General features: G+C 42.9%; 28 protein-coding genes. 1 reads left to right on the forward strand and 27 read right to left on the reverse strand.

The window, feature by feature from the left end:
- Positions 1 to 24: 24 nt before the first annotated feature.
- The 11 genes from FXV78_RS02715 to FXV78_RS02765 form a co-directional block, all read right to left on the reverse strand.
- On the reverse strand, positions 25 to 705 hold the full coding sequence (locus FXV78_RS02715; RefSeq protein ID WP_039959869.1) for a phosphatase PAP2 family protein: 681 nt from the start codon (positions 703 to 705) through the stop codon (positions 25 to 27).
- Positions 706 to 832: 127 nt separating this feature from the next.
- Complete coding sequence (locus FXV78_RS02720) at positions 833 to 1,642, reverse strand: glycerophosphodiester phosphodiesterase family protein (protein WP_004843561.1); 810 nt, start codon at positions 1,640 to 1,642, stop codon at positions 833 to 835.
- Positions 1,643 to 1,657: 15 nt separating this feature from the next.
- On the reverse strand, positions 1,658 to 2,578 hold the full coding sequence (locus FXV78_RS02725; protein WP_004843562.1) for a diacylglycerol/lipid kinase family protein: 921 nt from the start codon (positions 2,576 to 2,578) through the stop codon (positions 1,658 to 1,660).
- Between the two features lie 17 nt (positions 2,579 to 2,595).
- On the reverse strand, positions 2,596 to 3,198 hold the full coding sequence (locus FXV78_RS02730; protein WP_004843563.1) for a TetR/AcrR family transcriptional regulator: 603 nt from the start codon (positions 3,196 to 3,198) through the stop codon (positions 2,596 to 2,598).
- 75 nt (positions 3,199 to 3,273) lie between these two features.
- Entirely contained in the window at positions 3,274 to 5,007 is a 1,734-nt protein-coding gene (mutY, locus tag FXV78_RS02735; RefSeq protein ID WP_009244955.1) for an A/G-specific adenine glycosylase, read from the reverse strand.
- 2 nt (positions 5,008 to 5,009) lie between these two features.
- On the reverse strand, positions 5,010 to 7,712 hold the full coding sequence (locus FXV78_RS02740; protein WP_004843565.1) for a translation factor GTPase family protein: 2,703 nt from the start codon (positions 7,710 to 7,712) through the stop codon (positions 5,010 to 5,012).
- Positions 7,713 to 7,799: 87 nt separating this feature from the next.
- Complete coding sequence (locus tag FXV78_RS02745) at positions 7,800 to 8,543, reverse strand: amino acid ABC transporter ATP-binding protein (protein WP_004843566.1); 744 nt, start codon at positions 8,541 to 8,543, stop codon at positions 7,800 to 7,802.
- Entirely contained in the window at positions 8,533 to 9,219 is a 687-nt protein-coding gene (locus FXV78_RS02750; protein ID WP_004843567.1) for an amino acid ABC transporter permease, read from the reverse strand. The genes FXV78_RS02745 and FXV78_RS02750 overlap by 11 nt, the downstream gene beginning before the upstream one ends.
- A gap of 98 nt (positions 9,220 to 9,317) precedes the next feature.
- Positions 9,318 to 10,112, reverse strand: coding sequence for a transporter substrate-binding domain-containing protein (locus tag FXV78_RS02755; RefSeq protein ID WP_004843568.1), 795 nt, complete (start codon positions 10,110 to 10,112; stop codon positions 9,318 to 9,320).
- Positions 10,113 to 10,258: 146 nt separating this feature from the next.
- Positions 10,259 to 11,086: an undecaprenyl-diphosphate phosphatase gene (locus FXV78_RS02760; RefSeq protein ID WP_004843569.1), complete on the reverse strand. Its 828-nt coding sequence runs from the start codon at positions 11,084 to 11,086 to the stop codon at positions 10,259 to 10,261.
- Positions 11,087 to 11,096: 10 nt separating this feature from the next.
- Entirely contained in the window at positions 11,097 to 11,924 is an 828-nt protein-coding gene (locus tag FXV78_RS02765) for a Cof-type HAD-IIB family hydrolase (RefSeq protein ID WP_004843570.1), read from the reverse strand.
- Positions 11,925 to 12,067: 143 nt separating this feature from the next.
- Here FXV78_RS02765 and FXV78_RS02770 point away from each other — a divergent pair, with 143 nt between their 5' ends.
- The gene (locus FXV78_RS02770; RefSeq protein WP_004843571.1) at positions 12,068 to 13,201 is read left to right on the forward strand and encodes a cell wall hydrolase; all 1,134 of its coding nucleotides are present in this window, start codon (positions 12,068 to 12,070) and stop codon (positions 13,199 to 13,201) included.
- A 66-nt stretch (positions 13,202 to 13,267) separates the two neighbouring features.
- On the opposite strand, the gene FXV78_RS02775 is transcribed toward FXV78_RS02770, so the two are convergent.
- From FXV78_RS02775 to rpsE, 16 genes are all read right to left on the reverse strand, one after another.
- Positions 13,268 to 14,023, reverse strand: coding sequence for an aminoglycoside phosphotransferase family protein (locus FXV78_RS02775; RefSeq protein WP_004843572.1), 756 nt, complete (start codon positions 14,021 to 14,023; stop codon positions 13,268 to 13,270).
- 284 nt (positions 14,024 to 14,307) lie between these two features.
- Positions 14,308 to 16,929 carry a bifunctional acetaldehyde-CoA/alcohol dehydrogenase gene (gene adhE / locus FXV78_RS02780; protein ID WP_004843573.1) on the reverse strand — a complete coding sequence of 874 codons (2,622 nt, stop codon included), beginning with the start codon at positions 16,927 to 16,929 and terminating at the stop codon, positions 14,308 to 14,310.
- A 151-nt stretch (positions 16,930 to 17,080) separates the two neighbouring features.
- Positions 17,081 to 18,535, reverse strand: a complete 1,455-nt coding sequence (locus FXV78_RS02785) for a L,D-transpeptidase family protein (protein ID WP_004843574.1) — start codon at positions 18,533 to 18,535, stop codon at positions 17,081 to 17,083.
- Between the two features lie 192 nt (positions 18,536 to 18,727).
- On the reverse strand, positions 18,728 to 19,258 hold the full coding sequence (locus FXV78_RS02790; protein ID WP_004843575.1) for a bL17 family ribosomal protein: 531 nt from the start codon (positions 19,256 to 19,258) through the stop codon (positions 18,728 to 18,730).
- A gap of 103 nt (positions 19,259 to 19,361) precedes the next feature.
- Complete coding sequence (locus tag FXV78_RS02795) at positions 19,362 to 20,321, reverse strand: DNA-directed RNA polymerase subunit alpha (protein WP_004843576.1); 960 nt, start codon at positions 20,319 to 20,321, stop codon at positions 19,362 to 19,364.
- Positions 20,322 to 20,410: 89 nt separating this feature from the next.
- Positions 20,411 to 21,004, reverse strand: coding sequence for a 30S ribosomal protein S4 (rpsD, locus tag FXV78_RS02800; RefSeq protein WP_009245085.1), 594 nt, complete (start codon positions 21,002 to 21,004; stop codon positions 20,411 to 20,413).
- A 106-nt stretch (positions 21,005 to 21,110) separates the two neighbouring features.
- Positions 21,111 to 21,506, reverse strand: a complete 396-nt coding sequence (rpsK, locus tag FXV78_RS02805) for a 30S ribosomal protein S11 (protein ID WP_004843578.1) — start codon at positions 21,504 to 21,506, stop codon at positions 21,111 to 21,113.
- A 61-nt stretch (positions 21,507 to 21,567) separates the two neighbouring features.
- On the reverse strand, positions 21,568 to 21,936 hold the full coding sequence (gene rpsM / locus FXV78_RS02810; RefSeq protein WP_009245086.1) for a 30S ribosomal protein S13: 369 nt from the start codon (positions 21,934 to 21,936) through the stop codon (positions 21,568 to 21,570).
- A 353-nt stretch (positions 21,937 to 22,289) separates the two neighbouring features.
- On the reverse strand, positions 22,290 to 22,403 hold the full coding sequence (gene rpmJ, locus FXV78_RS02815; protein WP_003497809.1) for a 50S ribosomal protein L36: 114 nt from the start codon (positions 22,401 to 22,403) through the stop codon (positions 22,290 to 22,292).
- A 121-nt stretch (positions 22,404 to 22,524) separates the two neighbouring features.
- Positions 22,525 to 22,743, reverse strand: coding sequence for a translation initiation factor IF-1 (gene infA, locus FXV78_RS02820; protein ID WP_004074886.1), 219 nt, complete (start codon positions 22,741 to 22,743; stop codon positions 22,525 to 22,527).
- Positions 22,744 to 22,778: 35 nt separating this feature from the next.
- Positions 22,779 to 23,024 carry a KOW domain-containing RNA-binding protein gene (locus tag FXV78_RS02825; RefSeq protein ID WP_004843581.1) on the reverse strand — a complete coding sequence of 82 codons (246 nt, stop codon included), beginning with the start codon at positions 23,022 to 23,024 and terminating at the stop codon, positions 22,779 to 22,781.
- A gap of 3 nt (positions 23,025 to 23,027) precedes the next feature.
- Positions 23,028 to 23,672 carry an adenylate kinase gene (locus FXV78_RS02830; protein WP_004843582.1) on the reverse strand — a complete coding sequence of 215 codons (645 nt, stop codon included), beginning with the start codon at positions 23,670 to 23,672 and terminating at the stop codon, positions 23,028 to 23,030.
- A 102-nt stretch (positions 23,673 to 23,774) separates the two neighbouring features.
- Complete coding sequence (gene secY / locus FXV78_RS02835; protein WP_004843583.1) at positions 23,775 to 25,106, reverse strand: preprotein translocase subunit SecY; 1,332 nt, start codon at positions 25,104 to 25,106, stop codon at positions 23,775 to 23,777.
- A complete protein-coding gene (rplO, locus tag FXV78_RS02840) occupies positions 25,106 to 25,546 on the reverse strand; it encodes a 50S ribosomal protein L15 (protein WP_004843584.1) in 441 nt (146 codons plus the stop codon). Before rplO ends, secY begins: the two co-directional genes overlap by 1 nt.
- 25 nt (positions 25,547 to 25,571) lie before the next feature.
- Positions 25,572 to 25,754: a 50S ribosomal protein L30 gene (gene rpmD / locus FXV78_RS02845; RefSeq protein WP_022037027.1), complete on the reverse strand. Its 183-nt coding sequence runs from the start codon at positions 25,752 to 25,754 to the stop codon at positions 25,572 to 25,574.
- Positions 25,755 to 25,767: 13 nt separating this feature from the next.
- The gene (gene rpsE, locus FXV78_RS02850) at positions 25,768 to 26,277 is read right to left on the reverse strand and encodes a 30S ribosomal protein S5 (protein ID WP_004843586.1); all 510 of its coding nucleotides are present in this window, start codon (positions 26,275 to 26,277) and stop codon (positions 25,768 to 25,770) included.
- Positions 26,278 to 26,292 lie beyond the last annotated feature (15 nt).

Genomic DNA, 26,292 nt, shown 5'->3' on the forward strand with positions numbered 1-26,292 from the left:
CCTTGTTATGATACTCTGAACTTCCTATCCAAACTCTCTGCTTCTTGACACGCTTGGCACTTTCTTTTTCTCTGTCGCATACACAAACTGATACAGTGTATATGCCATCAGCACAGCTCCCATCACATCAATGACGGAGTGCTGTTTTAAAAACATCGTCGCAAGGATGATCAGTCCTGCTAAAATATAGGCTCCGTTGCTGATCACCGGATGCTTCTTCAGCTGCTCACTCTGTGCGATTGCAATACATGCAGCCAGAGAATTGAACACATGAAGACTCGGAAATACATTCGTCGGGGTATCTGCCAGATACAACATCCTGACCATATCTGTAAATATATTATCCCGTGGAAATACGACCGGTCTTAATGTCAGTCCGTTCGGAAATACTGTAGAAATCAAAAGAAAAATCGTCATTCCGATAAAACTGAGCTTCGCCAGCTTATAAAACCCTTCTACATCTGTAAAGAAAAAATAGAGGAATACCGCAGCAATAAAGACAAACCAGAGCAGATACGGCACAATAAAATACTCAACAAACGGAATCTTATCATCCAGTACGGAGTGGATCACATGATACTCCGACTCTGCTGTAATATGCTTTTCCAGATACATGAACCACGGCATATAGATAAACGCATACAGGAATACCCATGCATGTTTATATTTTTTTATAAAATTTTTCAATGCACTGCTCCTGCTCATTCTGACCGCTCCCTTAATTTGTAAAACATAATTCTTTTTAACTGCCCCGATTATAGCACGATTTTTTTTAATCAACAAGGCGATTCATAAAACCTTAACAAATCTTTTGATTTTCTTTCTATTTCTTCTAATTTTTTTCGAAAATATACATATCAAATCTGCTCTTTGCACGCTGAAGCATCTCTTCTCCATGCAGTGTCCATGCCGCAATCGGTACATGAAAAATATGTTTTTGCATCCACAGACTCAGGTTTTTGCTGTCCTCCATTTTATAAGAGATGAAATCCGGTCTGCAGATACAGTTGCTCAATAAATATTTTACGCAGAATCTGAAAAAATAATGCGGTGTCTTTTCACTTTTTACAAGATCGGAAGACAACTGCCCCCGTAAAATCTGCTTTTGATTCTTTCTCATCCACTGCAGTACCAGGCTGTTAAATGACTGAACCAGGAACGTTCCCTTGTAATCTTCCATCGTCTTTGCCAGACAACGGCAGATTTCCATATCTTCTGTCAGTAGCTTTACCTCGATCAGGATCGGAACTTTCCCCTGCACAAGATGCAGAACATCCTCAAGCAGCGGAATTGGCTCTGCAGTCTCCAGAAGCCGGAGTTTTTTCAGCTCTTCCCATGTCTTCTCCTCTATTGTTCCGGAGACTTTGCACATCCGCTTCAGAGAATCATCATGAAATACTGCTATCTTCTTATCTTTTGTCAAATGTACATCCAGCTCAATTCCTTTGTTTGCCCGTATTGCTTCCCGAAAAGCCGCCATCGAATTTTCCGGAATTCCGCTCTTTTTATCATGCAGCCCTCTGTGTGCCCACTGTGTTCCTCTGAATTTCCAGATCTCCCGTTTTCTTTCCATTCCCGGGAAAATCATATAAAAATACGCGCCAATTACGATCAGGATACATCCTGTCAGATATCTCCACATATTCCTCGCACTCCTTTATGATGTGATCACCCGCACCTGCTGCGGCAGTATATGCATCCGGATTTCTTTTTTCAAAAATACTGCCTCTCCGTCCGTGTGCACCGCTCTTGCCTGAGAAAACCGGATTTTTACTTCTTCGCACCGGAAAATGGAAATGCCTTTATGTCCTACATGCTTTCCCTGAAATGCCAGAAGCAGTGTTCTGATCACCTGCCATCTTTTCAGACCGGATACTACGATCACATCCAGTTTTCTGTCTCCCGGATCCGCCTCCGGACAGAATTTAAATCCACCGCCTTCATACGGCTGATTCTGGACTGCCACAAAATAGGTATCTCGAAATACCTGTGTCTCTCCTTTGTCCAGTTCGACCTCCGCCCGCACGGAATCATCTTTGATCAATCTGTCGATTGCGATTCCTGCATAAGTCAGCTTTCCAAGTCTGATCTTATTCAGCGCCGCCTTCAACTTCGAAACACTTGCCTGATGACAAATGATCGCATCAAATCCGATTCCCGCACTGACTGCAAACCGTCTGCTTTTCTCTCCATAATCTACGACACCGATATCCATCTTCTGTATTGCCTGCGGATGCAGAACAAGATGAAGTGCTTTGACGGGATCTTTTGGAATCTTCATTCCTCTTGCAAAATCATTACTGGATCCAGTCGGAATATATCCCAGGATCACATTTTCAAAATTTTGTATTCCGTTTAACACTTCATTTACCGTTCCGTCTCCACCCAGAACGACCAGAGTCTTTTCCTCCTGGTCAGCCGTAAGCATCGCTGCGATCGCTGTCGCATTTTTTCTCCGTTCCGTCAGATAAATCTCATATTTTATCTGACTCTTTTCTAATTCTTTTTGTACCTCTTCCCAGATTGCCCTTCCTCTTTGGGAGCGGGAATTTGGATTTATAATAAAACAACATCTCATTCCAGAAACCTCCGGATCTAATCTAATGTACTGTCCAGATATTTTCCGAGCGAACGTACCATATTTCCCTCAAAATCTGCTTCTCCATTTCGCAGACACCATTCAAACACATTTCCGATCACGATCATACGAATGTCCGTGGTAAATGCCTCGATTTCCACGTTCATCTGAATCCTTCCTTCTTTTATGGCTTTTTCCACATAGTTCTGTACCGTCACGATCGGATACGGACGCTCCGTCCGGCTGACCGGATTGAGCGCCTGATTCTTCGTATCATAGTATCCTGCCATAAACTCAACACCCAGTTCCTTGCAATAAGAAACATAATTTAAATATACCTGGATGATCGTTCTTTTTGCATCCTCTGCATTTTCCGGCAGATCCAGAAGATCCGGATTGATGCTCGGCTGATCTTCGATATAATAAGACAAAAGATCATCCTTTGTTTTGAAATGGTGATAAAAGCTGCCGTTGGACACACCGGCCTCTTCACATATATTTTTAATTGATAATGTCTCATATCCACTGCGCTGCAGAATCCGCTTTGCCGCCTTGAAAATCTTTGCCTTTGTTTCCATGGACTTTTTCTGCTGCTTGGATAATCCTGTTGTTTCTTCCATGATAATCACTCCTTATTCGCACCCAAGTATATCACAAATCGAAAAGTCATTCAAGAAAACAGAGCACACTCTAATCTATTTTTGTTTCCACACACAATATGCCTCAAACGCAGATGGAATCGAATACTTTTCCTTTAATACTTCTTCTTTTGCAAAAATCATTTCCTTGCTGCAGTTTTTCTCCAGCTCATCCACCTGGATCTCATACCCTTTCATTTGCCATTCTACATGACTGAAAATATGCTTCGCAGCCGGAAGTTTTTTGATACGGATCGGAGAAAGCCCGATGGACTTGCTGTACTCGATCACTTCTTGTTGACTCAGCCAGCCTTCCAGATTCGGCAGTTCGTATAATCCCGCGAGAAGTCCTTTGTCCGGACGTTTCTGAATTGCCAGAGTATCACTGTCATGAAATACAAGTACCGTCCTCTTTTCGATTTTTCTTCCCTTTGCTTTTGTTTTGACCGGAAGCTCCATTGCGATTCCTTCTTTTCTGGCACGGCAGATCTCTGCTGCCGGACAGATCTCGCACTTTGGCTCTCCGTTTGGCACACATACGATCGCACCAAGCTCGATCAATCCCTGATTAAAGTCTCCCGGACAATCTTTTGGAATCACTTCCTCCAGTGCCGTCTCTATCGCCGTACGGACTTTGGCTTTCATAATATCTTCTCTGCTTGCCAGAATCCGGGACACCACACGCAGCACATTTCCATCCACCGCCGGTTTTGGTATTCCAAACGCAAAAGATCCGATAGCTCCCGCCGTATAATTTCCAATTCCTGTCAGTGCATGGATTTCTTCATATGATTCCGGAAACTGACCGCCATACTGCTCAACCATCTGGATCGCAGCTTTCTGCATATTGCGGACCCGGTTGTAATATCCAAGCCCTTCCCACAGCTTCATCAGCCGGTCCTCTTTTGCATTGGCCAGATCCGTGATCGTCGGAAGTTCCTTTAAAAACCGGTCATAGTACGGCTTCACTGCTTCCACCCTAGTCTGCTGCAGCATAATCTCAGACACCCACACTCGGTACGGCGTCACATCATGCCTCCACGGCAGATCCCGCTTATTTTCACGATACCAGGCTACAATCGGATCTACGGTTTCCCACAAAATCGGTTTCTCTAATACAACCGGAACTTCTTCATCGATTTTGATCGAATCTTCTGTCACCTGACAGTCATACGCCAGAATCTTTACCCCTGCTGCTTTTGCTTTTTTCAGTACTTCACCAAATTCCGGCTGTGTATCCATATTCGGTGTAAAATAGCGGACGCCTTTCATCTGGATCACCAGAAATACATAAGCATCGTATCCTTCCTTTTTTGCACGGATCAGTTCTTCCATATGCTTTACTGCCCGCTCACTCGGCGCATCCGGAAAACGCACAACACCATCCTCTTCCAGGGTCACTCCCTTGACCTCGATAAACGCTTTCTTTTCTCCCGACTCCACATAAAAATCAAATCGGGAGTTGCCGTATGTTGTCTCCGGGCGAACCGTCACCGGTTCAAGAAACAAATTGCCTGCACGCAGCCATTCTTCCACGACTTTGTTTGGAATCTGGGAATCCATATTGATCAGACGATTTCCTTTTCTCACCCCGATCAGATCCCATTTTGTCTTTCGCTCCGGGTTGTCACTCTCCTGCACAAAAATCTCTGCTTCGGGCACAAGAAGTTCCGCGCACCTGCCTGTATTCTTCACGTGGATCGTCTCTTGTTTTCCTGCAATCCTGGCATACGCAATAAAACGGTTCGGCCGTTCCAGAAATGTCGCCCGCTCTATTCTCTCATATTTCATAATCATCTTTCTCCTGTTTTGCCGGGCATCTCTCCCAGCCTGACTTTTTCAAGCTGCCTTGCGTCTTCCTTTGTCAGATAATCAAACAGATAGTTTCTGTCATTTTCTGCTTTTCCAAGATGTTCTCTTCGAATTTCCAAAAGCGCAAGCTCCACTTCCTCTTTCAATCCCAAAGCAGACATACGCGCTGCGCCGTGCCCCAGAATGATCACCTGTTCCAGCGCATCTGATGTAGCAACTGTCACATGATGATTTCTTCCGATCCTGCGGACTGTCTTTTCAATATACTGATCCGCAGTCTCGGCCTCTTTTGTATATACCACATGAATGTTGTGATATTTCATCACAGATCCCGGACCGCCTTCTACCTTGTAGGCATCAAAAACCAGGATCAATGTACATTTTTTATATCCCTGATAATTACACAGCACGTCCATCAGCTTGTCTCGGGCACTTTTCAAATCTGACTTTGCCAGCTCTTTTAACTCTTCCCATGCAAAAATAATATTGTATCCATCTACAAGGAGATATTCTTCCTTTTTTTCTTCTTTGCGTGATGTCCACTTATCATCCGCTGCCGGCTGTGCTTTTGCCCTTACCATTACGGGTGTCCGGTTCTTTTTCACCGGATCCGGTGTTCTTGCGTAAATCGCATCCAGTTCTTCCCGGGTCAGTTCGATCTGGGAAGAAGTACTGCGTGTCTGACGCACCACCGGGCGCTTCTTCTCTTCGGAAACCTCATTGCTCTCCAGCGTGTTTTCCAGATGCATATACGCTTCCACTTCATCCCAGTTCACTACAAATCCGGCTCCATGCGCGCAGAACACCGAGCCTGTCGGATTTTCCAGATCTGCCTCAGGGTCATATCCGATTTCTTCCACGATAGGCTCCTGATCCGGACATTTTTCATAGCCTTTTAACCGACAGGACATCCGTCCTCTCCCTCCGGTATACGAAGTGAGCTCTGTCTGATATCCGCGCATCTGAGACACCGGGGCACACCCTTTTAAAATGGAGATTTCCCCGTCTGCGACAGGCGGCTCAAATGTCCCGCTTCTTTTCTGGATATCCATCATAGCCCGTCCCACGTGCTCTGGAAGGAGCTCCATCTCGAACTCATAATACGGCTCCAGAAGGACACTCTTTGCTTTTCTAAGCCCCTGACGCACTGCACGATAGGTCGCCTGTCTGAAATCTCCGCCTTCTGTATGTTTCTGATGAGCACGACCGGATACCAGTGTAATCTTCATATCTGTGACCGCCGATCCGGTCAGTACCCCTTTATGCTCTTTTTCTTCCAGATGAGTAAGAATCAGACGCTGCCAGTTGCGGGTGAGAATATCTTCACTGCAGTCTGTAAAAAACTGCAAACCGCTCCCACGCTCTCCCGGCTCCAGTAAAAGATGTACCTCCGCATAATGACGCAGAGGTTCAAAGTGTCCGACCCCTTCGACAGGATCCTCAATCGTCTCTTTATAGACCACTTTCCCTGTTCCAAATTCCACACGTACTTTAAACCGATCCCAGATAATGCTTTTCAGAATTTCGATCTGCACTTCTCCCATCAGCTGCGCATGGATCTCACAAAGCCGCTCTTCCCATACAATATGAAGCTCGGGCTCTTCCTCTTCCAGCTCTTTTAGATTGAGAAGCATCTTGTGTATATCACAATCCGGCGGCAATTCAATCCGATAATTCAGGACCGGTTCTAAAATCGGCATATCAGACTCCGACTCTGCTCCCAGCCCCTGTCCCGGATACGTATCAGAAAGCCCGGTAACTGCACAGACTTCCCCTGCATGTACCTCTGAAAGCATCTCATATTTTGCACCGGAATAGCGGCGGATCTGATTGATCTTCTCCTCCGTATCCGTGATGATCTCCCTGACCTTTATACTTCCTCCTGTCACTTTTAAATATGTCAGTCTGTTCCCCTGCTCATCCCGTCCAATCTTGTATACTTTCGCACCAAATTTTGCGGGATACTGTCTCTCCTCGGTCAAACTCTCAAGCGCATCCAACAGTTCTTCCACACCTTCTGTGTGCAGTGCTGAGCCAAAATAACACGGAAATACCCGTCTCTGACTGATCAAATCTGCTACCTGCTCTCTCGGAAGTTCTCCGTTCTCCAGATACTGCTCCAGCAGCCCTTCATCACACATGGCTAGCTGCTCTGCTGCCTCTTCACTGCTTTCACTTCCAAACACTTTTTCAAAATCAATACAGTGATCTCCAAATCGCTTTTTCAATTCTGCCAGAACGCGTTCTCTGTCTGTTCCCGCCTGGTCCATCTTATTCACAAAAAGAAACACCGGGATCTTGTACTGTCCAAGAAGTCTCCACAGTGTCTCTGTATGTCCCTGTACTCCGTCTGCACCACTGATCACAAGCACTGCATAATCCAGAACCTGCAGTGTCCGCTCCATCTCCGCAGAGAAATCCACATGCCCCGGTGTATCCAGCAGAGTTATCCCCATATCCTTCCAGGAAAGCACTGCCTGTTTTGAAAAAATAGTGATTCCTCTGGAACGTTCCAGATCATAGGTATCCAGAAATGCGTCCTTATGATCCACCCGTCCCATTTTCCGGATACTTCCGCTTATATAGAGCATACTTTCCGACAGTGTCGTCTTTCCTGCGTCTACATGAGCGAGGATGCCAAGACAGATATGTTTTTTTACTTTTTCAGACTCTTTTGAGCTCATGAAAACGCCTCCTCTTGTGATTACATTGATGTTGTATTATATCACAAAAGGAGGCGATAGTCGAGATACGTTCTCGTTTTCACTCTTCTATAAAATTTTTGACAAAAATTCTTTCAGTCTCGGATCCTTCGGATGCTCAAAGAACTCCTTCGGATTTCCTTCTTCTTTGATCTGCCCTTCATCCACAAACACAACTCTTGTGGCAACTTCTTTTGCAAATCCCATTTCGTGTGTTACCACAACCATAGTCATTCCGTCTCTTGCAAGCTGTTTCATTAGCTCCAGAACTTCTCCTACCATCTCCGGATCCAGCGCAGAAGTCGGCTCATCGAACAACATCACATCCGGATTCATTGCCAGAGACCGCACGATCGCAATACGCTGTTTCTGTCCACCGGAAAGCTGATCCGGATATGCATCTGCCTTGTCTGCAAGTCCAACCCTCTGCAGCAGTTCTTTTGCTTTTTTCTCTGCCTCTTCTTTCGACATCTTTTTCAATGTCACAGGTGCAAGCATGATATTTTCCAGGATCGTCTTATGTGGAAACAGATGGAAATGCTGGAACACCATTCCGATCTTCTGACGATGAACATCAATATCGGTCTTTGGGTCTGTAATATCCGTCCCTTCAAATAAAACAGTTCCTCCTGTTGGAACCTCCAACAGATTCAGAGACCGCAAAAATGTAGATTTTCCTGATCCAGACGGTCCGATCACAACAACGACCTCTCCTTTTTTGATCTCTGTAGAAATCCCACGCAGTACTTCCAACTTTCCAAATGCCTTTTTCAGATCCTGAACCTGGATCAATACTTCGTTCTTATCGTTCATTTGTGCGCAGTCTCCTTTCCAGTTTGTTCATAAAGAATGTAAGCAGCATCACCAGTGCCAGATAGATCACTGCCGCTGTGATTAATGGAATAAATGCCTCAAATGTACGGCTCTGAATTACCATTGCCGCCTTTGTCAGATCCTGTTCTCCAATATATCCGATGATCGCAGTCTCTTTGATCAGCACGATCATCTCATTGACCAACGCCGGGAGTACATTTTTAAATGCCTGCGGCATAATGATCAGACGCATCGTCTGTCCATAGCTGAGCCCAAGACTTCTTCCAGCCTCTGTCTGTCCTTCCGGAATCGCCATAATACCGGACCGCACGATCTCAGCTACATAGGCTCCGGAGTTGATACCAAATGCCAGCCCTCCGATAACGATGGAATTCAGGGAAGAAGCCCCGAACACAACGAGATACATGAACAATACCTGGATCATGCTCGGTGTTCCCCTGATAATGGTCAGATACACTTTACAGATTGCATTTAAAATTTTGAATTTTCCGGTCTTATCATGCAGAGAACGAATGATCGCCACAGTAAAACCAATGATCACACCTACTAAAAGTGCAAACAATGTTACAAGGATCGTAACTTTCAGACCGTTTACCAGCAAAAGCCACCGGTCATCTTCAATAAAGTTCTGATATAACTTTTCTGAAAAGCTCATGTTTTTACCTCTCTTGTATGTTTCTTTAACAGTTCAAAACAGGGCTGCCTGATTTTTGTCCCGCACCCCTGTTATTGTATCTCATTACCATTCTGTGATTATTTTCTTACGATCACTACCTGGCTTGCATTTGCATATGTGTCTGTGAAATCTGCATTTTTCTGACGCTCTGCATCCACTGTCATGCCGGCTGCACCGAAATCTGCCTTTCCTGCTGCAATGGATGGAAGAATAGAATCAAATTCCATATCCAGAATCTCCAGATCATATCCCATTTTATCACAGATCGCTCTGGAAAGATCCACATCGATTCCTACAATTCCGTCACCTTCATGATACTCGTATGGTTCAAATTCTGCATTCGTAGCCATAACAAGTGTTCCCTTGGAGTGATCCACATCTGCCGGAGATTCATACTGATATTTTCCGGTGTCATCTCCAATATAGTTTCCGATGATCTTATCAACTGTACCGTCTTCTTTCAGTTCTTCAAGCGCTTTGTTCATCTCATCCAGCAATTCCGTGTTTCCTTTTTTCACACACATTGCATATTCTTCTGTTTCAAAAACGCCGTCGATAATCTTCAGATCCTGATTCTTTTCTCCAAATTTTGCTGCCGGCTCAGAATCGATTACAACACAGTCGATCTTTCCGTTTTTCAGCGCCTGTATTGCAGTTGATCCTTTCGGATAACGCTTCATCTGAGAGTCTTTCTCTACCTGATCGGAGCTTAAGATATCTCCTGTCGTTCCCTGCTGAACACCGATCGTCAGTGTCTTAAGATCTTCCGGTTTCTCAACATTCACTTCTTTTTTCTCTGAAGAACCACATCCTGCAAGCGAAACCATACATGCCGCTGCCAGAACGATTCCTGTCAACTTTTTCATTTTCATCTTTCATTCCTCCCAAAACAAAATACACATAGTCTGTATAATCATTCATTTTATACATATATGATACCATGTTTTTACGAAATTGCAAGACTAATTATGCATAAATTATCATTTTTATACGTATATTTTTTGTATATAATTCATTTTTATGCAAGCAGTGCATGAATCCCGAAATACAGGAACACAATAATTCCAAGTACGATACGATAATATCCAAATGCCTTAAAATCATGATTCTGAATGTATTTTAATAAAAACTTGATCGCCAGAATGGACACAACAAATGAAACAACACATCCAAGCAGAAGAAGCCCAAGCTCAGTCCCTGTAAAGTCAAATCCAAAGTGACGAAGTTTTACAAGGCTGGCACCTGCCATTGCCGGAATCGCCAGAAAGAATGTAAAATCCGCTGCTGCAGTTCTTGACACGCCCAGTGCCAGTGCTCCGATGATCGTTGCTCCTGAACGGGAAGTTCCCGGAATCATAGCAAGCATCTGGAATACTCCGATCCAGATCAGGACCGGAACTCCCATCTGGGAAATCTTGGTGATCTGAGGTTTCCTTCCTTTGTGTCTGTTCTCGATCACAATAAACAGAACACCGACTACGATCAGCATCGTAGCAACTACATAAGAATTATTAAATTTTTCTTCAATAAAATCATTAAACAGGATTCCTACCACTCCTGCCGGTATGGAAGCGATCACTACTTTCACCCAGAGCTGCAGCGTCATTTTTTTCTGCTTTTCTGTCTTTTTCGGTGAAAACGGATTCAGCCGGTGAAAATAAATCACAACAACTGCCATGATCGCACCAAGCTGGATCACCACGTTAAACATATCCAGATACGACTGGCTGAAATTCAGCTTCACAAATTCTTCTACCAGGATCAAATGTCCTGTACTGCTGATCGGGAGCCATTCTGTAATTCCTTCCACAATCCCCAGTATGATTACTTTTAATGCTTCTAACATATCTCTCCTCCTATCTCAAAGCAAACTTTTCGACTGCTTTTGCCACGCCTTCTTCCTCATTCGTATCCGTCACATAATCTGCTACCGCTTTTACACTTTCCTCTGCATTGCCCATGGCAACTCCAAATCCCACGGCCTTTAACATTTCAAGATCATTGTCCCCGTCTCCGCATGCCATAATCTCATCTCTGTCAATTCCAAGTCTGTGCCCAAGCTCAATCATTCCAATTCCCTTATCGATTCCCTGAGCATTAATCTCAATGTTATTTCCAAGCGATCCCGTCAATACCAGCCCCGGAATCTCTTCCAGCTCTTTTCTGGCACGCTCTATATCCTGCATATCCGCAAACATAAGCTGCAGTTTGTCTGCATCGCGCTCTGCTTCGCCATACCATTTTACAATAGACGGAACTACAGTCCTGGTAGACCTTACATACTCCCACATATGCGGATTCTTGTGATAACGCCAAATTTCCTGTAGCTGATTTTCCTGCGCATATACCTCCCGGTCAAAGTACGCCTCTTGTAATGTATCATACTTTTCTGTGATTTCCAACGCTTTCTTTCCTTTTTCATAAGGAACCGGATGCGAAAGAATCGTTTTTTCATGGATCAAATCGTAGATTCTCGCCCCATTGGTCGTCAGCGCATACTGCATTCCCTGTATCGCTCTTACCTGTCCTGGAATACCGGTAAGCGGCCGCCCGGTCGCTACCAGCACAATGATCCCCTGCGCGATGGCCTCCTCCAGTACACTCTTTGTATGATCAGTTACCTCTTTTTTTGAATTGAGCAAAGTCCCGTCCAAATCCAGTCCTATCATTTTTATCTTTTTCATGAAGCCTACTCCTCATCTTTCTGTTACTGCTCACAGTAACCTCTTTCTTAAAGTTTTGTAACTTATTTTATCAAAATTTGCGTTATTTCGCAATTTATAGTATAATAGCGAAACAGACTTTTTTATAGAAAGGAATTAAAGTTATGAAATCAGGCTTAAAACGCAGGCTGCAAACAGGTACTGCACTTATTTGCTCCCTCGCAATGGCTTTTTCTGTTCTCCCTGTTTCCGCAGAGGAAAGCACCCAAAGCCTCGAAAGCAAAACTTCTGATCTGGCAGGCCAGCTGGCCGGTATCAATCAGGAACTTGTCGCCATCAGCGATCAGATATCTACGACTGAGATGCAGGTTGAGATTACGAATGGCGAGATTCAAAGGACAAAAGATTCCTTAGCCGACGCACAGGCAAAAGAAGCTCAACAGTATAATGACATGAAGACACGTATTAAGTATATGTACGAGACCGGAAGCGCATCACTTCTGGAAATGCTCTTTTCTGCAGAGGATATGACTGACTTTCTGAACAAAGCAGATTTTATCCAGAACATCAGCGACTATGACCGCAAGATGCTCACTGAACTGCAGGAGACGAAAAATCAAATCGCAGAAGAGGAAAAGACTCTTCAGGCACAGCAGGATTCTCTGGTCTCACTCCAGACAAGTCTGGATAAGAAGCAGTCTGATCTCGAAGCGAAAGCCGCTGCTACTTCTACTGATCTGGCTACATTTCAGGCACAGCTTGCAGCACTTAGAGCACAGGAAGCTGCAGAACTGGAAGCAAAAAGACAGCAGGAACTTCAGCAGCAACAGCAGCAGAAATCGGACAAGCCTTCATCCGGTGACGGTAACTCAACAGTGACTCCGACACCTCCGACTACACCGGATTCCGGCGGAGATATCATTCAGGGAGGAGGCTCTGATGCAACCCATGATGAGCTCACTACCTTTGCCGCTTTATTGGACTGCGAGGCCATACATGATTATAATTCCATGCTGGCTGTAGCGACCGTGATCATGAATCGTGTGGAAAGTCCGCTTTTCCCGAATTCAATTCACGGTGTCATCTATGCAACCGGACAGTTTGAACCGGTCTGGAGCGGAAGACTTGATTCTGTTCTGAATTCCGGTCCGTCCAGCCTGGCACTTCAGGTTACCCAGGACGCAGTCAACGGAGCAAGACTTTCTTCTGTCATTGACTGCTACTACTTCCTGTATGCAGGTGCTACCGATCGTCCGGGAGTCAATGTCGGCGGGAATCTTTTCTTCCAGAGCTGGTAGAAATTTATACGTACATAAAAAGAAGGCTGAAAATCGGTTTGTTAATACCGATCTTCAGCCTCTTTTCTATTGGTAATCCATAACATCAATCCATCTCATCAGGAAATCTTTCTCAAGCGCATTTTCCTTGGAAAGCTGTGCTGCTGCGACGATCGGAAGCCACTGCTGTACATACTGCATTGCTGTATCACTCTTCTTACAGAAAATCTTCAGGTACAGATCTGCTTTTTCCTGACTTTCCAGTGCAAACAAAAGATAGGTCATAGCTGCATCCGCACTTGCATTTCCCTGTGTCACATGAGCCCAGTCAATCACAGTCATCTTACCGTTCTTTCCAACGATCACGTTGCTCGGATTAAAATCTCCGTGACAGATCTTGTCATGCTTCGGCATACTTTCCAGTCGTGTCATCAGTTCATATCTTGTCGTCGCATCCAGGACTTTTAATCCATTGATCTGCCGGGCAAATTTATCTTTCATCTTGTTTAAAAGAGGTGCCTTTTTACTTGTAACACTCAGCTGCAGATCCACAAAATCATTCATATATTTCTCCAGATTTGTAGGATCGACCTTCATCATCTCTTCCATTGTCTTACCATCTTTGTACTCGATCACCAGAGCCCATTTTCCATCGATCTGTGTCACTTCTTTTACACTCGGGATATCCAGTCCTGCTTCTTCAACACGGGCAGTATTTAAAGCCTCATTCAGTACGTCTGACTTCGGATGCTCTTTTGCAAATACTTTTACAATTCCTTCTTCACATTTGTACACTTCTTTGTAAGAACGTTTTACGATTAAGTTTTTTTCTTCCAGTTTCATAAAAATTGCCTCCTGTCATACATTCTATCCCGCCCGGTAAATCCTTCCGGTGTGGTATCTGTTTTTCTTTTACTGACCTTATTATAGCTCCTGCTTTTTTGAAATGTAAGCCCCTAAAGTTAACTTTGTGCAATTTTTCACGATATTTTTTTACTGAATATAATTGTTAATTTCTTAACTTTTTTTAACGATTTTCTTCTTTTATATTTTCACAAAAAGAGGACACTCCTCCCGTCATTTCTGGCGTTTGGAATGTCCTTCTCTCTTATTTTCCTTACCGGAAATTATTTTCCATAGTAGCATTTCAGGTAAAGTTCTTTGATCTCTTTCATCAGTGGGTATCTTGGGTTTGCTCCTGTACACTGGTCATTGAATGCCTGCTCTACCATGTCATCCAGTGTGTCAAGGAAGTATTTCTCATCGATACCATACTCTTTGATGGATTTCTTGATTCCGATCTGTTCTTTTAATACTTCCAGTTTTGCAAGGAAGTTCTCAAATACTTCTTTGTCATCTTTTCCTGTGCATCCTGCAAAACGTCCTAACTCAGCGTATCTTGCAAGTGCATGTGGATACTGATACTGAGAGAATGTTCCCATCTTAGTTGGAACCTCAGATGCATTGTATCTCATAACTTCTGTCAGAAGTACTGCGTTTGCAACACCGTGTGGCAGATGGTGGAATGCTCCCAGTTTATGAGCCATAGAGTGGTTCAATCCAAGGAATGCATTTGCGAATGCCATACCAGCCATACAAGAAGCGTTTGCCATCTCTTCACGTGCTTTCGGATCATTTGCTCCGTTCTCATATGCAGATGGAAGGTTTTCAAATACCATCTTCACTGCTTTCATAGCAAGACCATCTGTGTAGTCTGTAGCCATGATAGATACAAATGCTTCGATCGCATGTGTCATAACGTCGATACCTGATGCACTTGTCAGTCCTTTTGGCTGTGTCATCATGTTGTCAACATCAACGATTGCCATGTTCGGAAGTAACTGGTAATCAGCCAGCGGCCATTTTACACCTGTCTCTGCGTCTGTAATGATCGCAAATGGTGTTACCTCAGAACCTGTTCCTGAAGATGTCGGGATTGCTACGAAGTATGCTTTTTTACCCATCTCAGGGAATGTGTATACTCTCTTACGGATATCCATGAAGTCCATAGCCATATCTTCAAAGTTTGCATCCGGATATTCGTACATTACCCACATAATCTTAGCAGCGTCCATTGCAGATCCACCACCAAGAGCAATAATTGTATCAGGCTCGAAAGAACGCATCATGTCTGCACCTTTCTGTGCACACTGCAGTGTCGGGTCCGGAGCTACTTCATAGAAGCATGTGTGCTGGATTCCCATAGCATCCAGTTTCTCTTCGATTCCTTTTACATATCCGTTTTTGTACAGGAATGAGTCTGTTACGATGAATGCTTTTTTCTTGTGCATGATTGTTCCAAGTTCATCCAGTGCAACCGGCATGCTGCCTTTCTTGAAGTATACTTTTTCAGGTGTTCTGAACCAGAGCATGTTCTCTCTCCTCTCTGCAACTGTCTTCACGTTAATCAGGTGTTTTACTCCAACGTTTTCTGATACGGAGTTTCCGCCCCATGAACCACATCCCAGTGTAAGAGATGGAGCCAGTTTGAAGTTGTAAAGATCTCCGATACCACCCTGAGCTGCAGGAGTGTTGATCAGAACACGGCATGTCTTCATTGCTGCATAGTGTTTTTCAATCTTTTCTGTCTGTGCCGGATGAACGTACAGAGCAGATGTATGTCCATATCCACCGTCTGCTACAAGCTGTTCTGCTTTTGCAAGTGCTTCGTCAAATGTTTTTGCTTTATACATAGCAAGTACAGGAGATAATTTTTCGTGAGCAAATTCTTCTGAAATATCTACAGACTCTACTTCACCGATCAGGATTTTTGTATTCTCAGGAACATCTACACCTGCCATTTTTGCAATCTCATATGCAGATTTTCCAGGAATCTTGCTGTTTAATGCACCATTGATGATAATTGTCTTACGAACCTTATCAAGCTCAGCGCCTTTTTTCAGGAAGTAGCATCCACGATACTGGAATTCTTTCTTCACTTCTTCATAAATGCTATCCAGAACAGTAACTGACTGCTCAGAAGCACAGATCATACCATTGTCAAATGTTTTAGAATGGATGATAGAGTTTACTGCCATCTTGATATCTGCTGTATCATCAATGATAACAGGTGTATTTCCAGGTCCAACACCAAGTGCTGGTTTTCCTGAAGAATATGCAGCCTTCACCATTCCAGGACCACCTGTAGCCAGGATGATGTCAGAATCTCTCATAACCTGATTTGTCAGTTCCAGAGATGGAACATCGATCCATCCGATGATTCCTTCCGGTGCTCCGGCTTTTACGGCTGCATCCAATACTACCTTTGCAGCTTCGATCGTACATGCTTTTGCACTTGGGTGTGGACTGATGATAATTGCATTTCTTGTTTTCAAGCAGATCAGTGTTTTAAAGATTGCTGTAGATGTCGGGTTTGTTGTCGGGATAACAGCCGCAACAAGTCCAATCGGCTCTGCCACTTTTTTGATTCCGTATGCAGTGTCTTCTTCGATCACCCCACAAGTTTTTGTATCTTTATATGCATTATAGATGTACTCTGCTGCATAATGATTTTTAATGATTTTATCTTCAAGAACACCTCTCTGTGTCTCTTCAACTGCCATTTTAGCGAGTGGAATACGCATTTTGTTCGCTGCCATTGCTGCTTCATAGAAAATCTTATCAACCTGCTCCTGAGAGAATTTTGCAAATTCTTTCTGAGCTTCGCGCATTGCTTTCATCTTCGCTTCCAGTGTTTCTACGCTGTCTACGATTGCAGGTACTCCCATCTCTTCTTTTTTCTTCGCCATTTCAATAATCCTCCTGTAATTGACTTGGTTTCTTAATTACAGGTATTAGTATACTTTCTTGTTAAATAATTGTCAATATAGCTTTTGACAAATATTTAACGTTATCTTTTTAACATCAATTGGTACATTTGCACAAAAAATTAATTTTTTATCACCAATGGAAGATTACCGGTGTCCCTGGTTCGATCATATTGAAGAGCGCCCCCGCCTGATCTAACGGCATATTGATACAGCCATGAGACCCTGTTCCCGGAATCTGATACAATGTCCCGCCAAATGCAGTCTGCCAGGTCGCATCATGAAAACCGACTCCGCTTGACGTCACCTGCATCCAGTATTTTACCTTTGTTCTGTATGCCGGTTCTCCGGTATCTGGATTAATATCTCCGACCAGAACAGAATTTGGCTGCTTCCACATCAGGGAATACACTCCTTCCGGTGTAATCTTGGACGGAATCGGCTCTCCTGTCACAACATCCGTCTCCAGCACCACCTGTCCATTCTGAACATACCACATATGCTGTGCACTCATATCCACTTCTGCATACGTATTTCCCCAGTCCTGCCCGGAATGTGCTGCGGCAGTACCGCCCGCATAATATGCAGGCTCCCTTGTGACTACTTCCCCGTTTAAAATGCTGTTCTGCAGATTCACAAGCTCTGTATCCTCATCAATCGACCATCCATAAGTCCCGCCCGTCACAGTTGCGCTCTTTCCGGCCGGCGTTGTAAAGGTTCTGGTCGTTCCCTGTGTATCATACTTATCTCCAAAGGCAGTAAACCACTGCTTCATCGCCTCTGTATTGAGAGAAACCTTCATTTCTCCGTCTACCTGTAGCCACTGTGAGATCAGCGCTTTATCTACTACGACTGGTTCATTCATCGGATATGTGATACTTGCATTTACATATTTATTCATTGCATCACAGGCTTCCTGTACTTCCTTGGAATCCTCTACATATTTTGGTTTCGCATAGCACTTGGTTTCCACCATATCCAACTGTGGCTGAAACTCTGTGATATGAACTTTTACCTGCTCTGTAAGACGTTCTTTATCCACGGCATTTCCATACACTTCCGGTTTGATGACATACTGGTTTCCATCAAATTCCGGCTTTGCATTCTCTGCCGGTGTCTGCTCTGTCTGCAGACATGAAAGCTGTGAGATCCGCTGATTCAAGGATTCCTCATTATATGACACATTGACTGAAACCTTTCTGGAATTCTCCGTAAAGAAAGCTTTCGGCCAGGCGAATCCATTCTGATCCTTCAACAATTTTTCTGTTTCTGTCCCCGCTCTGTATTCCAGTCCAATCTCGCTTCCGCTGATCACATCCTGTCTTCCTTCATTTTCCAAAATTGTAAGCTTATAATCTTTTATATTTGTCTGGAGATACTTTTCTACATCACTTGCTGTCTTCCCCGAAAAGTTTTTACCGTTAATTTTCGTATTCACGAAAAAGTGACTCATGAAATACACAGAGATTGCAACATAGATCAAACAGATCACTGCAAGAACCCCTCCTGTGATCCACAAAGCCTTTACTTTACCGTCTTTTCCCACTTTTCTTCTTTTTACTGCCTTTGTTTTTTTCGCTTTTCCCATCCTAAATGTTCCCCTTTTACATTCTCTTATGTAATAATACCGTGATACAGTATCACCTATATATTAGACGAAAAAGATTACAAATGTGTTGCAAAAATCATTAAATTTTTTTTAATTTTAGATGAATCAAAAAAGCACTCGAAAACCATCTCTGATCTTCAAGTGCTTCTCTTTTGCTATTTTGATTACTGATTAAACTAACTCGATCAGTACTTCCATAGCTGCATCACCTTTACGCTGGCCAATCTTAACGATTCTTGTGTAACCACCGTTGCGGTCTGCATATTTTGGAGCGATTTCTGTGAATAATTTATCCACTAAATCAACTTTTTTCATATTTCTCTTGATGTTGTTCTTTGGAGCTTCTGTTGCTGTGTAAAGAACTTTCAGCATCTGTCTTCTTGCGTGAAGTCTGCTTGGCATATCTTTTTTGATTGTCTTTTCAACTTCTTCGTAAACAGTTACTTTTTTACCGTCAACAACTTCTTTCACTCTTCTGCCTTTGTCGTCTTTTTTAGCAACTTTAGCTTTTACAGTTACTTCTTCGAAGTTATCTTTTTCTTTTACAGCTAAAGCGATCAGTTTTTCAACTTCTTTACGGATCTCTTTTGCTTTTGCTTCTGTAGTAACAATTTTACCATTGTTCAGTAATGCTGTTACCTGGTTTCTGATCAAAGCTTTTCTCTGGCTGGATGTTCTGCCGAGTTTTCTATATTTTGCCATTTTTATGGTCCTCCATTAAATAAACATTTGGTTTTGCATCTTCGGGCTTATAAATCAAATGCTCCCGCCACGCTCTTCGGGCTTACTGACGGGATAATTTTCTTTATTCCTCTCCCTGATTTAACTCAAGGTTTAATTCTTTTAATTTTGCCAGCACTTCTTCCAGAGACTTACGTCCAAGGTTACGCACCTTCATCATGTCTTCCGGTGTCTTGTTTGTAAGTTCTTCTACTGTGTTGATGCCGGCTCTCTTCAGACAGTTGTATGAACGTACAGAAAGCTCTAATTCATCAATGCTCATCTCCAGAACTTTCTCTTTCTCGTCATCCTCTTTTTCAATCATGACTTCAGCTGACTGAGCAACTTCAGAAAGGTCAATGAATAATTTCAGATGTTCACTGAGAACTTTTGCTGCAAGGCTGACTGCCTCATCCGGAAGCAGTGTTCCCTTTGTCCATACGTCTAATGTCAGTTTGTCATAATCTGTAACCTGTCCGACACGAGTATTCTGAACGGTCATATTGACACGTTCAACCGGTGTATAGATTGAATCGATCGGAATCACACCAATCGGCATATCCTCACTCTTGTTCTTGTCTGCGCTTACGTATCCTCTGCCTTTTGTAATGGTAAGTTCCATATACAATTTGCTGTCTTTACCGCCGCTCAATGTAGCGATAACCTGCTCCGGATTCATAATCTCAATATCAGAATCTGTCTGGATATCAGCACCTGTTACAATACCTTCTCCTTCAAACTCGATATATGCAGTCTTTACTTCGTCTGATTCTGATGTATTTTTGATTGCCAGGGACTTTAAGTTCATGATAATCTCTGTTACATCTTCTTTTACACCTGGGATGGAACTGAATTCGTGCAGAACTCCGTCAATCTTTACAGAACTGATGGCTGCTCCCGGAAGAGAAGAAAGCATGATTCTTCTCAGGGAGTTACCCAATGTGATTCCGTATCCTCTCTCCAGAGGTTCCACTACAAATTTTCCATATTTTTTATCTTCTGAAATTTCTGTAATTTCAATATTCGGCTTATTAAAATCAAACACTACACAGACCCTCCTTATGGGTTAATATATGTTGAGGGGGTACAATGTTAAATCTCCGGATTCTAAAACTTCTGCTACTCACTGAGAGATTATTTAGAATATAATTCGACGATTAACATCTCATCTACAGGAACATCGATTGCTTCTCTTGAAGGAAGCTCTTTTACTGTACCTTTCAGGTTCTCAGCATCAACTTCCAGCCAGTCAGGAATCATGTTTCCACCTGTTACTTCCAGAATATCTTTGTATCTCTGGCAGTCTTTGTGTTTTTCTTTGATTTCAATCACGTCACCAGCTTTTACAAGGTAAGATGGAATGTTTACCTGTTTTCCGTTTACTAAAACGTGTTTGTGGTCAACGATCTGTCTAGCTTCTTTTCTTGTTCTTGCGAATCCCATACGGAACATTACATTGTCCAGTCTGGATTCCAGAAGAATCATCAGGTTTTCACCTGTCATACCTTCCATCTGTTTTGCTTTTGCATAGTAGTTTCTGAAAGGTTTCTCTAATACACCATAGATGAATTTTGCTTTCTGTTTCTCACGTAACTGGAGACCGTACTCGCTCATTTTTCTATTAGCTCTTTTTAACTGTCTGTTAGATTTTTTGTTGATTCCTAAATAGATTGGGTCCATACCTAATGAACGGCATCTTTTAAGAACTGGAACTCTATTAACTGCCATGTTTATCCTCCTTAAAAATCAGCGGAACTGCAGTAATCCGCTATGCTCATTGCTCAAATTCTCTGTTAGCTCACCTGCAGCAAAAAACTGCCGCCAAGTCCTGAAATTAGACTCTTCTGCGTTTTGGTGGGCGGCATCCGTTGTGTGGTACCGGTGTTACGTCTTTGATACTTACTACATCAATACCGCAAGCCTGTAATGCACGGATTGCAGCTTCTCTTCCTGATCCTGGACCCTTTACGAAAACATCAACTGTTTTCAGACCATGTACTAATGCTGCCTTTGCTGCTGTTTCAGCTGCCATCTGAGCTGCATATGGAGTAGATTTTCTTGAACCTCTAAATCCCAGACCGCCTGCACTTGCCCATGAAAGTGCATTTCCCTGTGTATCTGTTAATGTTACGATTGTATTATTAAAAGATGACTGGATATGTGCTTGTCCTCGTTCAACGTTTTTCTTGACACGTTTCTTTGTCACTTTTTTTGTAACTTTCTTAGCCATTTAAACTAACCTACTTTCTTGAATTCTTGTATTCCCCACTTGACGGGGATATTACTTTATATTATTTTTTCTTGTTTGCTACAGTTCTCTTAGGACCTTTGCATGTTCTTGCATTAGTCTTTGTTTTCTGACCACGTACCGGAAGTCCTTTTCTGTGACGGATTCCACGGTAGCATCCGATTTCTTTAAGTCTCTTGATGTTTAACTGGATTTCTCTTCTGAGATCACCTTCTACAACCTGAGTCTCATCGATCACTTCACTGATTTTCTTAACGTCGTCCTGTGTCAAATCTCTAACACGTGTATCTGGATCTACTCCTGCATCTGCAAGGATACGGATAGCGGATGTTTTTCCGATTCCGTAAATATAAGTAAGTCCGATTTCTACACGTTTGTCTCTTGGTAAGTCTACACCTGCAATACGAGCCATGTGTCTTTCCTCCATTTTGAATCTAAATTTAATATTGTCTTTAACTGGGTGTGTCAGACTTTGCTGAATCACACCAGGTGCAAATATGATGCACCCTTTCCCGACACGCAAATCTTTTTACGCAAATGACCGTCGGGTATTAGAAGCAATATACACACACATACTGTCCTGCCGAATGCAGAAGAAAGAACCTGTATCCAAGTTCTCGTGTATGTGTCAAGACCACCAGCCTTCTTGTGAGGCAATCTGCCAAATGCGTAGCAGTGGTGTATCCTTACTGTATATTAAACAGCTCTACACACTTCCTGGTGTGTCGCGCTGTCAGCCGCCTAATTCATTTCACAAACCAACAATTATCCCTGACGCTGTTTGTGCTTAGGATTCTCACAGATTACTCTGATGCTTCCTTTTCTTTTAATGATTTTGCATTTTTCACAAATTGGTTTTACTGATGATCTAACCTTCATGTCAAATCCTCCTTCCATCCTTTGCTAAAACCCTTACGTTTCCAACTGTTTTTGGACACACCTACCCAAAAACAGCCATTTGATATTATAGCACCCTATATCTAATAAAGTCAATACCTTTTTACTTATCTCTCCAAACAATTCTTCCTTTGCTCAGATCGTATGGAGACATCTCCAATGTCACCTTGTCACCTGGTAAAATCTTAATAAAATTCATACGCAGTTTTCCACTGATATGAGCCAGCACGATATGACCATTCTCCAGCTCTACTTTAAACATTGCGTTTGGCAGCTTTTCAACTACGACTCCTTCAATTTCGATTACGTCAGCTTTTGACATACTAAATCCTCCTGCGCTCTTGACGCTTCCACTCCTCATCCAATAGATTTGGAATACTTTCTTATTACATTTCTGATTGTTTCATCATCGGTCACTGAAGTACTGTGAAGCTTTTTGATCGGCTGCACATGCCTCAGGTTTTTCTTCTTTGCCCGGCAGACCGGACGAAGCTGCCCGTCTGCCAGATATACATATTCATCTTTGACACAAATTATGACATATATACAATTCTTATCATGCCCTGCTTTCGAACGCGCAAGCATTCCCAGTTCCAGCTGCATGAATTACTCTCCCAGAATCTGAACGATTGCTGCAAACACATCATTGATATCGATCGTTCCATCTACTTCTTTTAAGATTCCCGCTTTTGTATAATAGTCGATCAGTGGCTGTGTCTGCTCGTGATATACTCCAAGACGTTTCAGTACTGTTTCCGGTTTGTCATCATCTCTTAAGATCAGACTTCCACCGCATTTATCACAGACATCCTCTTTCTCTGTCGGTGCATATACAATATGGTATGTTGCTCCGCAGTCTACACATGCTCTGCGTCCGGACATTCTGTTTACAATATTTTCATCCGGAACTTCTACATTGATGGCATAATCCATCTTCTGTCCCATTGCAGACAGAGCTTTATCCAGTGCCTCTGCCTGTGGGATTGTTCTCGGGAAACCATCCAGCACATATCCTTTGGAACAGTCTTCCTGATTTACCCTGTCTACCACGAGGTCAACTACCAGTTCATCCGGTACAAGAAGTCCCTGATCCATATATGTTTTTGCTTTCTGTCCAAGCTCTGTTCCGTTTTTAATATTGGCTCTGAAAATATCACCTGTAGAAATATGAGGAATATCATATTTCTCTGCAATTTTCTTAGCCTGTGTTCCTTTTCCTGCTCCAGGAGCACCCAACATAATAATCTTCATAACAGTATCCCTCCATATAGCACTTTAACCCGCCGTATTCCGTCCCAAAAAGGGACAGCATACAACGAGCTAAATTGTCTCATTTCATATCCAAGAACCCTTTTACTTTGATGAGCCCTTGCTGCTCAGGAAACCTGAGTAGTTGCGGACAAGCATCTGCGACTCGATCTTCTTGATCGTCTCAAGTACAACACCTACGATAATGATCAGTGAAGTTCCTCCAAAAGAAACATTCGCACCAAATACACCGTTAAAGAAGAACGGAACTACCTGAACAATCACAAGTCCGCATGCACCAATGAATACGATACGATTCAAAATTGTCTGCAGATATTCGACTGTTGGTTTTCCAGGACGAATTCCCGGAATAAATCCGCCGCTTTTTTTCATGTTGTTTGCAATTTCCAGTGGATTAAATGTAATCGATGTATAGAAATATGCAAAAAAGATTGTCAGCGCAATGTAAATGATCAGTCCTATTGAATATACTAAATTATCAGGATCACACCAGTTATTGGAATTCATTGTCCGAAGAATCTGACTTCCCCATCCGTTTCCGTCACCCTTGCCTAAGAACTGGGCAATTACAATCGGGAACTGCATCAGTGAAGATGCAAAGATAACCGGAATAACACCTGAAGTATTTACTTTTAACGGAATATGTGTAGCCTTGCCACCATATGTCCTTCTTCCCTGTACTTTCTGGGAATACTGTACTGCAATCCTTCTCTCACCATCCTGCAGAATGATAACAAATAACACAACTGCCAACAGAATTGCAAGGATAATGATTGCTGCCATAGCACCCTTTGCCAGAGTTTTTCCTTTAATAAACTGTGTGTAAAGCGTCACAAAATCATTCGGTACACGGGAAAGAATATTAATCAACAGTACGATAGAAATACCATTTCCCACACCTTTTTCTGTGATACGCTCACCGATCCACATCAAGAATGCAGAACCGGCTGTCAATGTACACACAACAATCGCAACATTTACAAAGTTAAATTCTTCCAGAAGTCCCTGACGACCAAAACCGATAGACATTGCAATGGATTCGATCAGTGCGAGAGCAACTGTCACATAACGCGTAATTGCCGCAATTTTCTTTCTTCCCTCAGCACCTTCCTTCTGCATTTCCTCAAGCTTCGGAATTGCAATTGTCAAAAGCTGCATAATGATGGAAGATGTAATGTATGGTGTGATGCTCAGTGCGAAGACTGACATCCTTGTGAACGAACCACCGGTAAATGCATCAAAAAAGCTGTATGCACCGTTATTCTGGCTCGCCAGTAAATTCTGAATGTAAGTCGGGTCAACTCCCGGAGTCGGGAGCTGAGAACCAAATCTTACAACGATCAGCATTAAAAATGTATAGAAAAGCCGTTTTCTAATGTCTTCTATTTGAAATGCTTTTCGCACAGTCTTGAGCATTAGATCACCTCTGCTTTTCCACCAAGGGCCTCAATCTTTTCAACAGCGCCTGCACTGAATGCATTTGCCTGAACAGTGAGTTTCTTAGTTAACTCTCCGTTTCCAAGAATTTTAACACCATCTCTAGGATTTGTTACGATACCGCTTTCGATCAGAGTTTCAACGGAAACTGTTGCGCCATCTTCAAATCTTTCTAATGCACTTACATTGATACCAACGATTTCTTTAGAGTTTCTGCATTTGAATCCTCTCTTTGGTATTCTTCTGTATAAAGGCATCTGACCACCTTCAAAGCCTGGTCTTGTTGCTCCGGAACGAGCCTTCTGACCTTTGTGACCTTTACCAGCTGTCTTACCATTTCCAGAACCGTGTCCACGGCCTCTTCTGAAATTATCGCTGTGCTTAGAACCGTCTGCCGGTCTTAAGTTAGATAAGTCCATGATATTACCTCCTTATCGTCTGAAATTAAGCTTCTTCTTCAACTTTTACTAAATGTCTAACCTGCTGTACCATACCTCTGGTAGCTGCATTATCTGGTAATACGACTGTTTTGTTCACTTTCTTTAATCCAAGTGCCTCAACAGTTCTTTTATGCTTTGGTACGGCACCGATTGTAGACTTTACTAATGTAACTTTTAAATTTGCCATTTTCATTTACCTCCTAGCCTACGATCTCTTCTACTGATTTGCCGCGAAGTTTTGCTACTTCTTCCGGAGTCTTAACGTCTTTCAGACCTGCGATTGTTGCAAGTACGACATTCTGTTTGTTGTTAGATCCCAGAGATTTTGTACGGATGTTCTTGATACCTGCCATCTCGATAACCGCACGAGCCGGACCACCGGCGATAACTCCAGTACCTTCCGGAGCTTTTTTCAGCAGTACGGAAGCGCTGCCGAATTTTCCGATCACATCATGTGTAATGCTCTCGTTTTCATCTAATGCAACTTTAATCAGATTTTTAGCTGCATCTTCTTTTCCTTTACGGATAGCTTCTGGAATTTCAGTAGCCTTTCCTAAACCTGCACCAACATGGCCTTTTCCATCGCCAACAACTACTAAAGCTGTGAATCTGAAGTTACGACCACCTTTAACAACTTTGGTAACACGTTTGATTGATACCACTTTTTCTGTTAATTCTAAATTACTAGCATCAATGCGTTCCTGTCTCATCTGTGTTCTCCCTTC

It is taken from the genome of Mediterraneibacter gnavus ATCC 29149 (genome assembly GCF_008121495.1).
GTDB lineage: Bacteria > Bacillota > Clostridia > Lachnospirales > Lachnospiraceae > Mediterraneibacter > Mediterraneibacter gnavus.

Coding starts and splice junctions, on each gene's coding strand:
- FXV78_RS02785 (WP_004843574.1), bottom strand. CDS start 18,535: ATGGGAAAAGCGAAAAAAACAAAGGCAGTAAAAAGAAGAAAAGTGGGA.
- FXV78_RS02755 (WP_004843568.1), bottom strand. CDS start 10,112: ATGAAAATGAAAAAGTTGACAGGAATCGTTCTGGCAGCGGCATGTATG.
- FXV78_RS02740 (WP_004843565.1), bottom strand. CDS start 7,712: ATGAGCTCAAAAGAGTCTGAAAAAGTAAAAAAACATATCTGTCTTGGC.
- FXV78_RS02760 (WP_004843569.1), bottom strand. CDS start 11,086: ATGTTAGAAGCATTAAAAGTAATCATACTGGGGATTGTGGAAGGAATT.
- rpsK (WP_004843578.1), bottom strand. CDS start 21,506: ATGGCTAAGAAAGTTACAAAAAAAGTGACAAAGAAACGTGTCAAGAAA.
- rpsM (WP_009245086.1), bottom strand. CDS start 21,936: ATGGCTCGTATTGCAGGTGTAGACTTACCAAGAGACAAACGTGTAGAA.
- FXV78_RS02825 (WP_004843581.1), bottom strand. CDS start 23,024: ATGCAGCTGGAACTGGGAATGCTTGCGCGTTCGAAAGCAGGGCATGAT.
- rpmJ (WP_003497809.1), bottom strand. CDS start 22,403: ATGAAGGTTAGATCATCAGTAAAACCAATTTGTGAAAAATGCAAAATC.
- FXV78_RS02830 (WP_004843582.1), bottom strand. CDS start 23,672: ATGAAGATTATTATGTTGGGTGCTCCTGGAGCAGGAAAAGGAACACAG.
- FXV78_RS02770 (WP_004843571.1), top strand. CDS start 12,068: ATGAAATCAGGCTTAAAACGCAGGCTGCAAACAGGTACTGCACTTATT.
- mutY (WP_009244955.1), bottom strand. CDS start 5,007: ATGAAATATGAGAGAATAGAGCGGGCGACATTTCTGGAACGGCCGAAC.
- FXV78_RS02750 (WP_004843567.1), bottom strand. CDS start 9,219: ATGAGCTTTTCAGAAAAGTTATATCAGAACTTTATTGAAGATGACCGG.
- adhE (WP_004843573.1), bottom strand. CDS start 16,929: ATGGCGAAGAAAAAAGAAGAGATGGGAGTACCTGCAATCGTAGACAGC.
- FXV78_RS02725 (WP_004843562.1), bottom strand. CDS start 2,578: ATGAGATGTTGTTTTATTATAAATCCAAATTCCCGCTCCCAAAGAGGA.
- FXV78_RS02715 (WP_039959869.1), bottom strand. CDS start 705: ATGAGCAGGAGCAGTGCATTGAAAAATTTTATAAAAAAATATAAACAT.
- rpsD (WP_009245085.1), bottom strand. CDS start 21,004: ATGGCAGTTAATAGAGTTCCAGTTCTTAAAAGATGCCGTTCATTAGGT.
- FXV78_RS02720 (WP_004843561.1), bottom strand. CDS start 1,642: ATGTGGAGATATCTGACAGGATGTATCCTGATCGTAATTGGCGCGTAT.
- FXV78_RS02745 (WP_004843566.1), bottom strand. CDS start 8,543: ATGAACGATAAGAACGAAGTATTGATCCAGGTTCAGGATCTGAAAAAG.
- FXV78_RS02765 (WP_004843570.1), bottom strand. CDS start 11,924: ATGAAAAAGATAAAAATGATAGGACTGGATTTGGACGGGACTTTGCTC.
- FXV78_RS02790 (WP_004843575.1), bottom strand. CDS start 19,258: ATGGCAAAATATAGAAAACTCGGCAGAACATCCAGCCAGAGAAAAGCT.
- rpsE (WP_004843586.1), bottom strand. CDS start 26,277: ATGAGACAGGAACGCATTGATGCTAGTAATTTAGAATTAACAGAAAAA.
- rpmD (WP_022037027.1), bottom strand. CDS start 25,754: ATGGCAAATTTAAAAGTTACATTAGTAAAGTCTACAATCGGTGCCGTA.
- FXV78_RS02775 (WP_004843572.1), bottom strand. CDS start 14,023: ATGAAACTGGAAGAAAAAAACTTAATCGTAAAACGTTCTTACAAAGAA.
- infA (WP_004074886.1), bottom strand. CDS start 22,743: ATGTCAAAAGCTGACGTAATCGAAATTGAAGGAGTCGTAGTTGAAAAG.
- FXV78_RS02730 (WP_004843563.1), bottom strand. CDS start 3,198: ATGGAAGAAACAACAGGATTATCCAAGCAGCAGAAAAAGTCCATGGAA.
- rplO (WP_004843584.1), bottom strand. CDS start 25,546: ATGGACTTATCTAACTTAAGACCGGCAGACGGTTCTAAGCACAGCGAT.
- secY (WP_004843583.1), bottom strand. CDS start 25,106: ATGCTCAAGACTGTGCGAAAAGCATTTCAAATAGAAGACATTAGAAAA.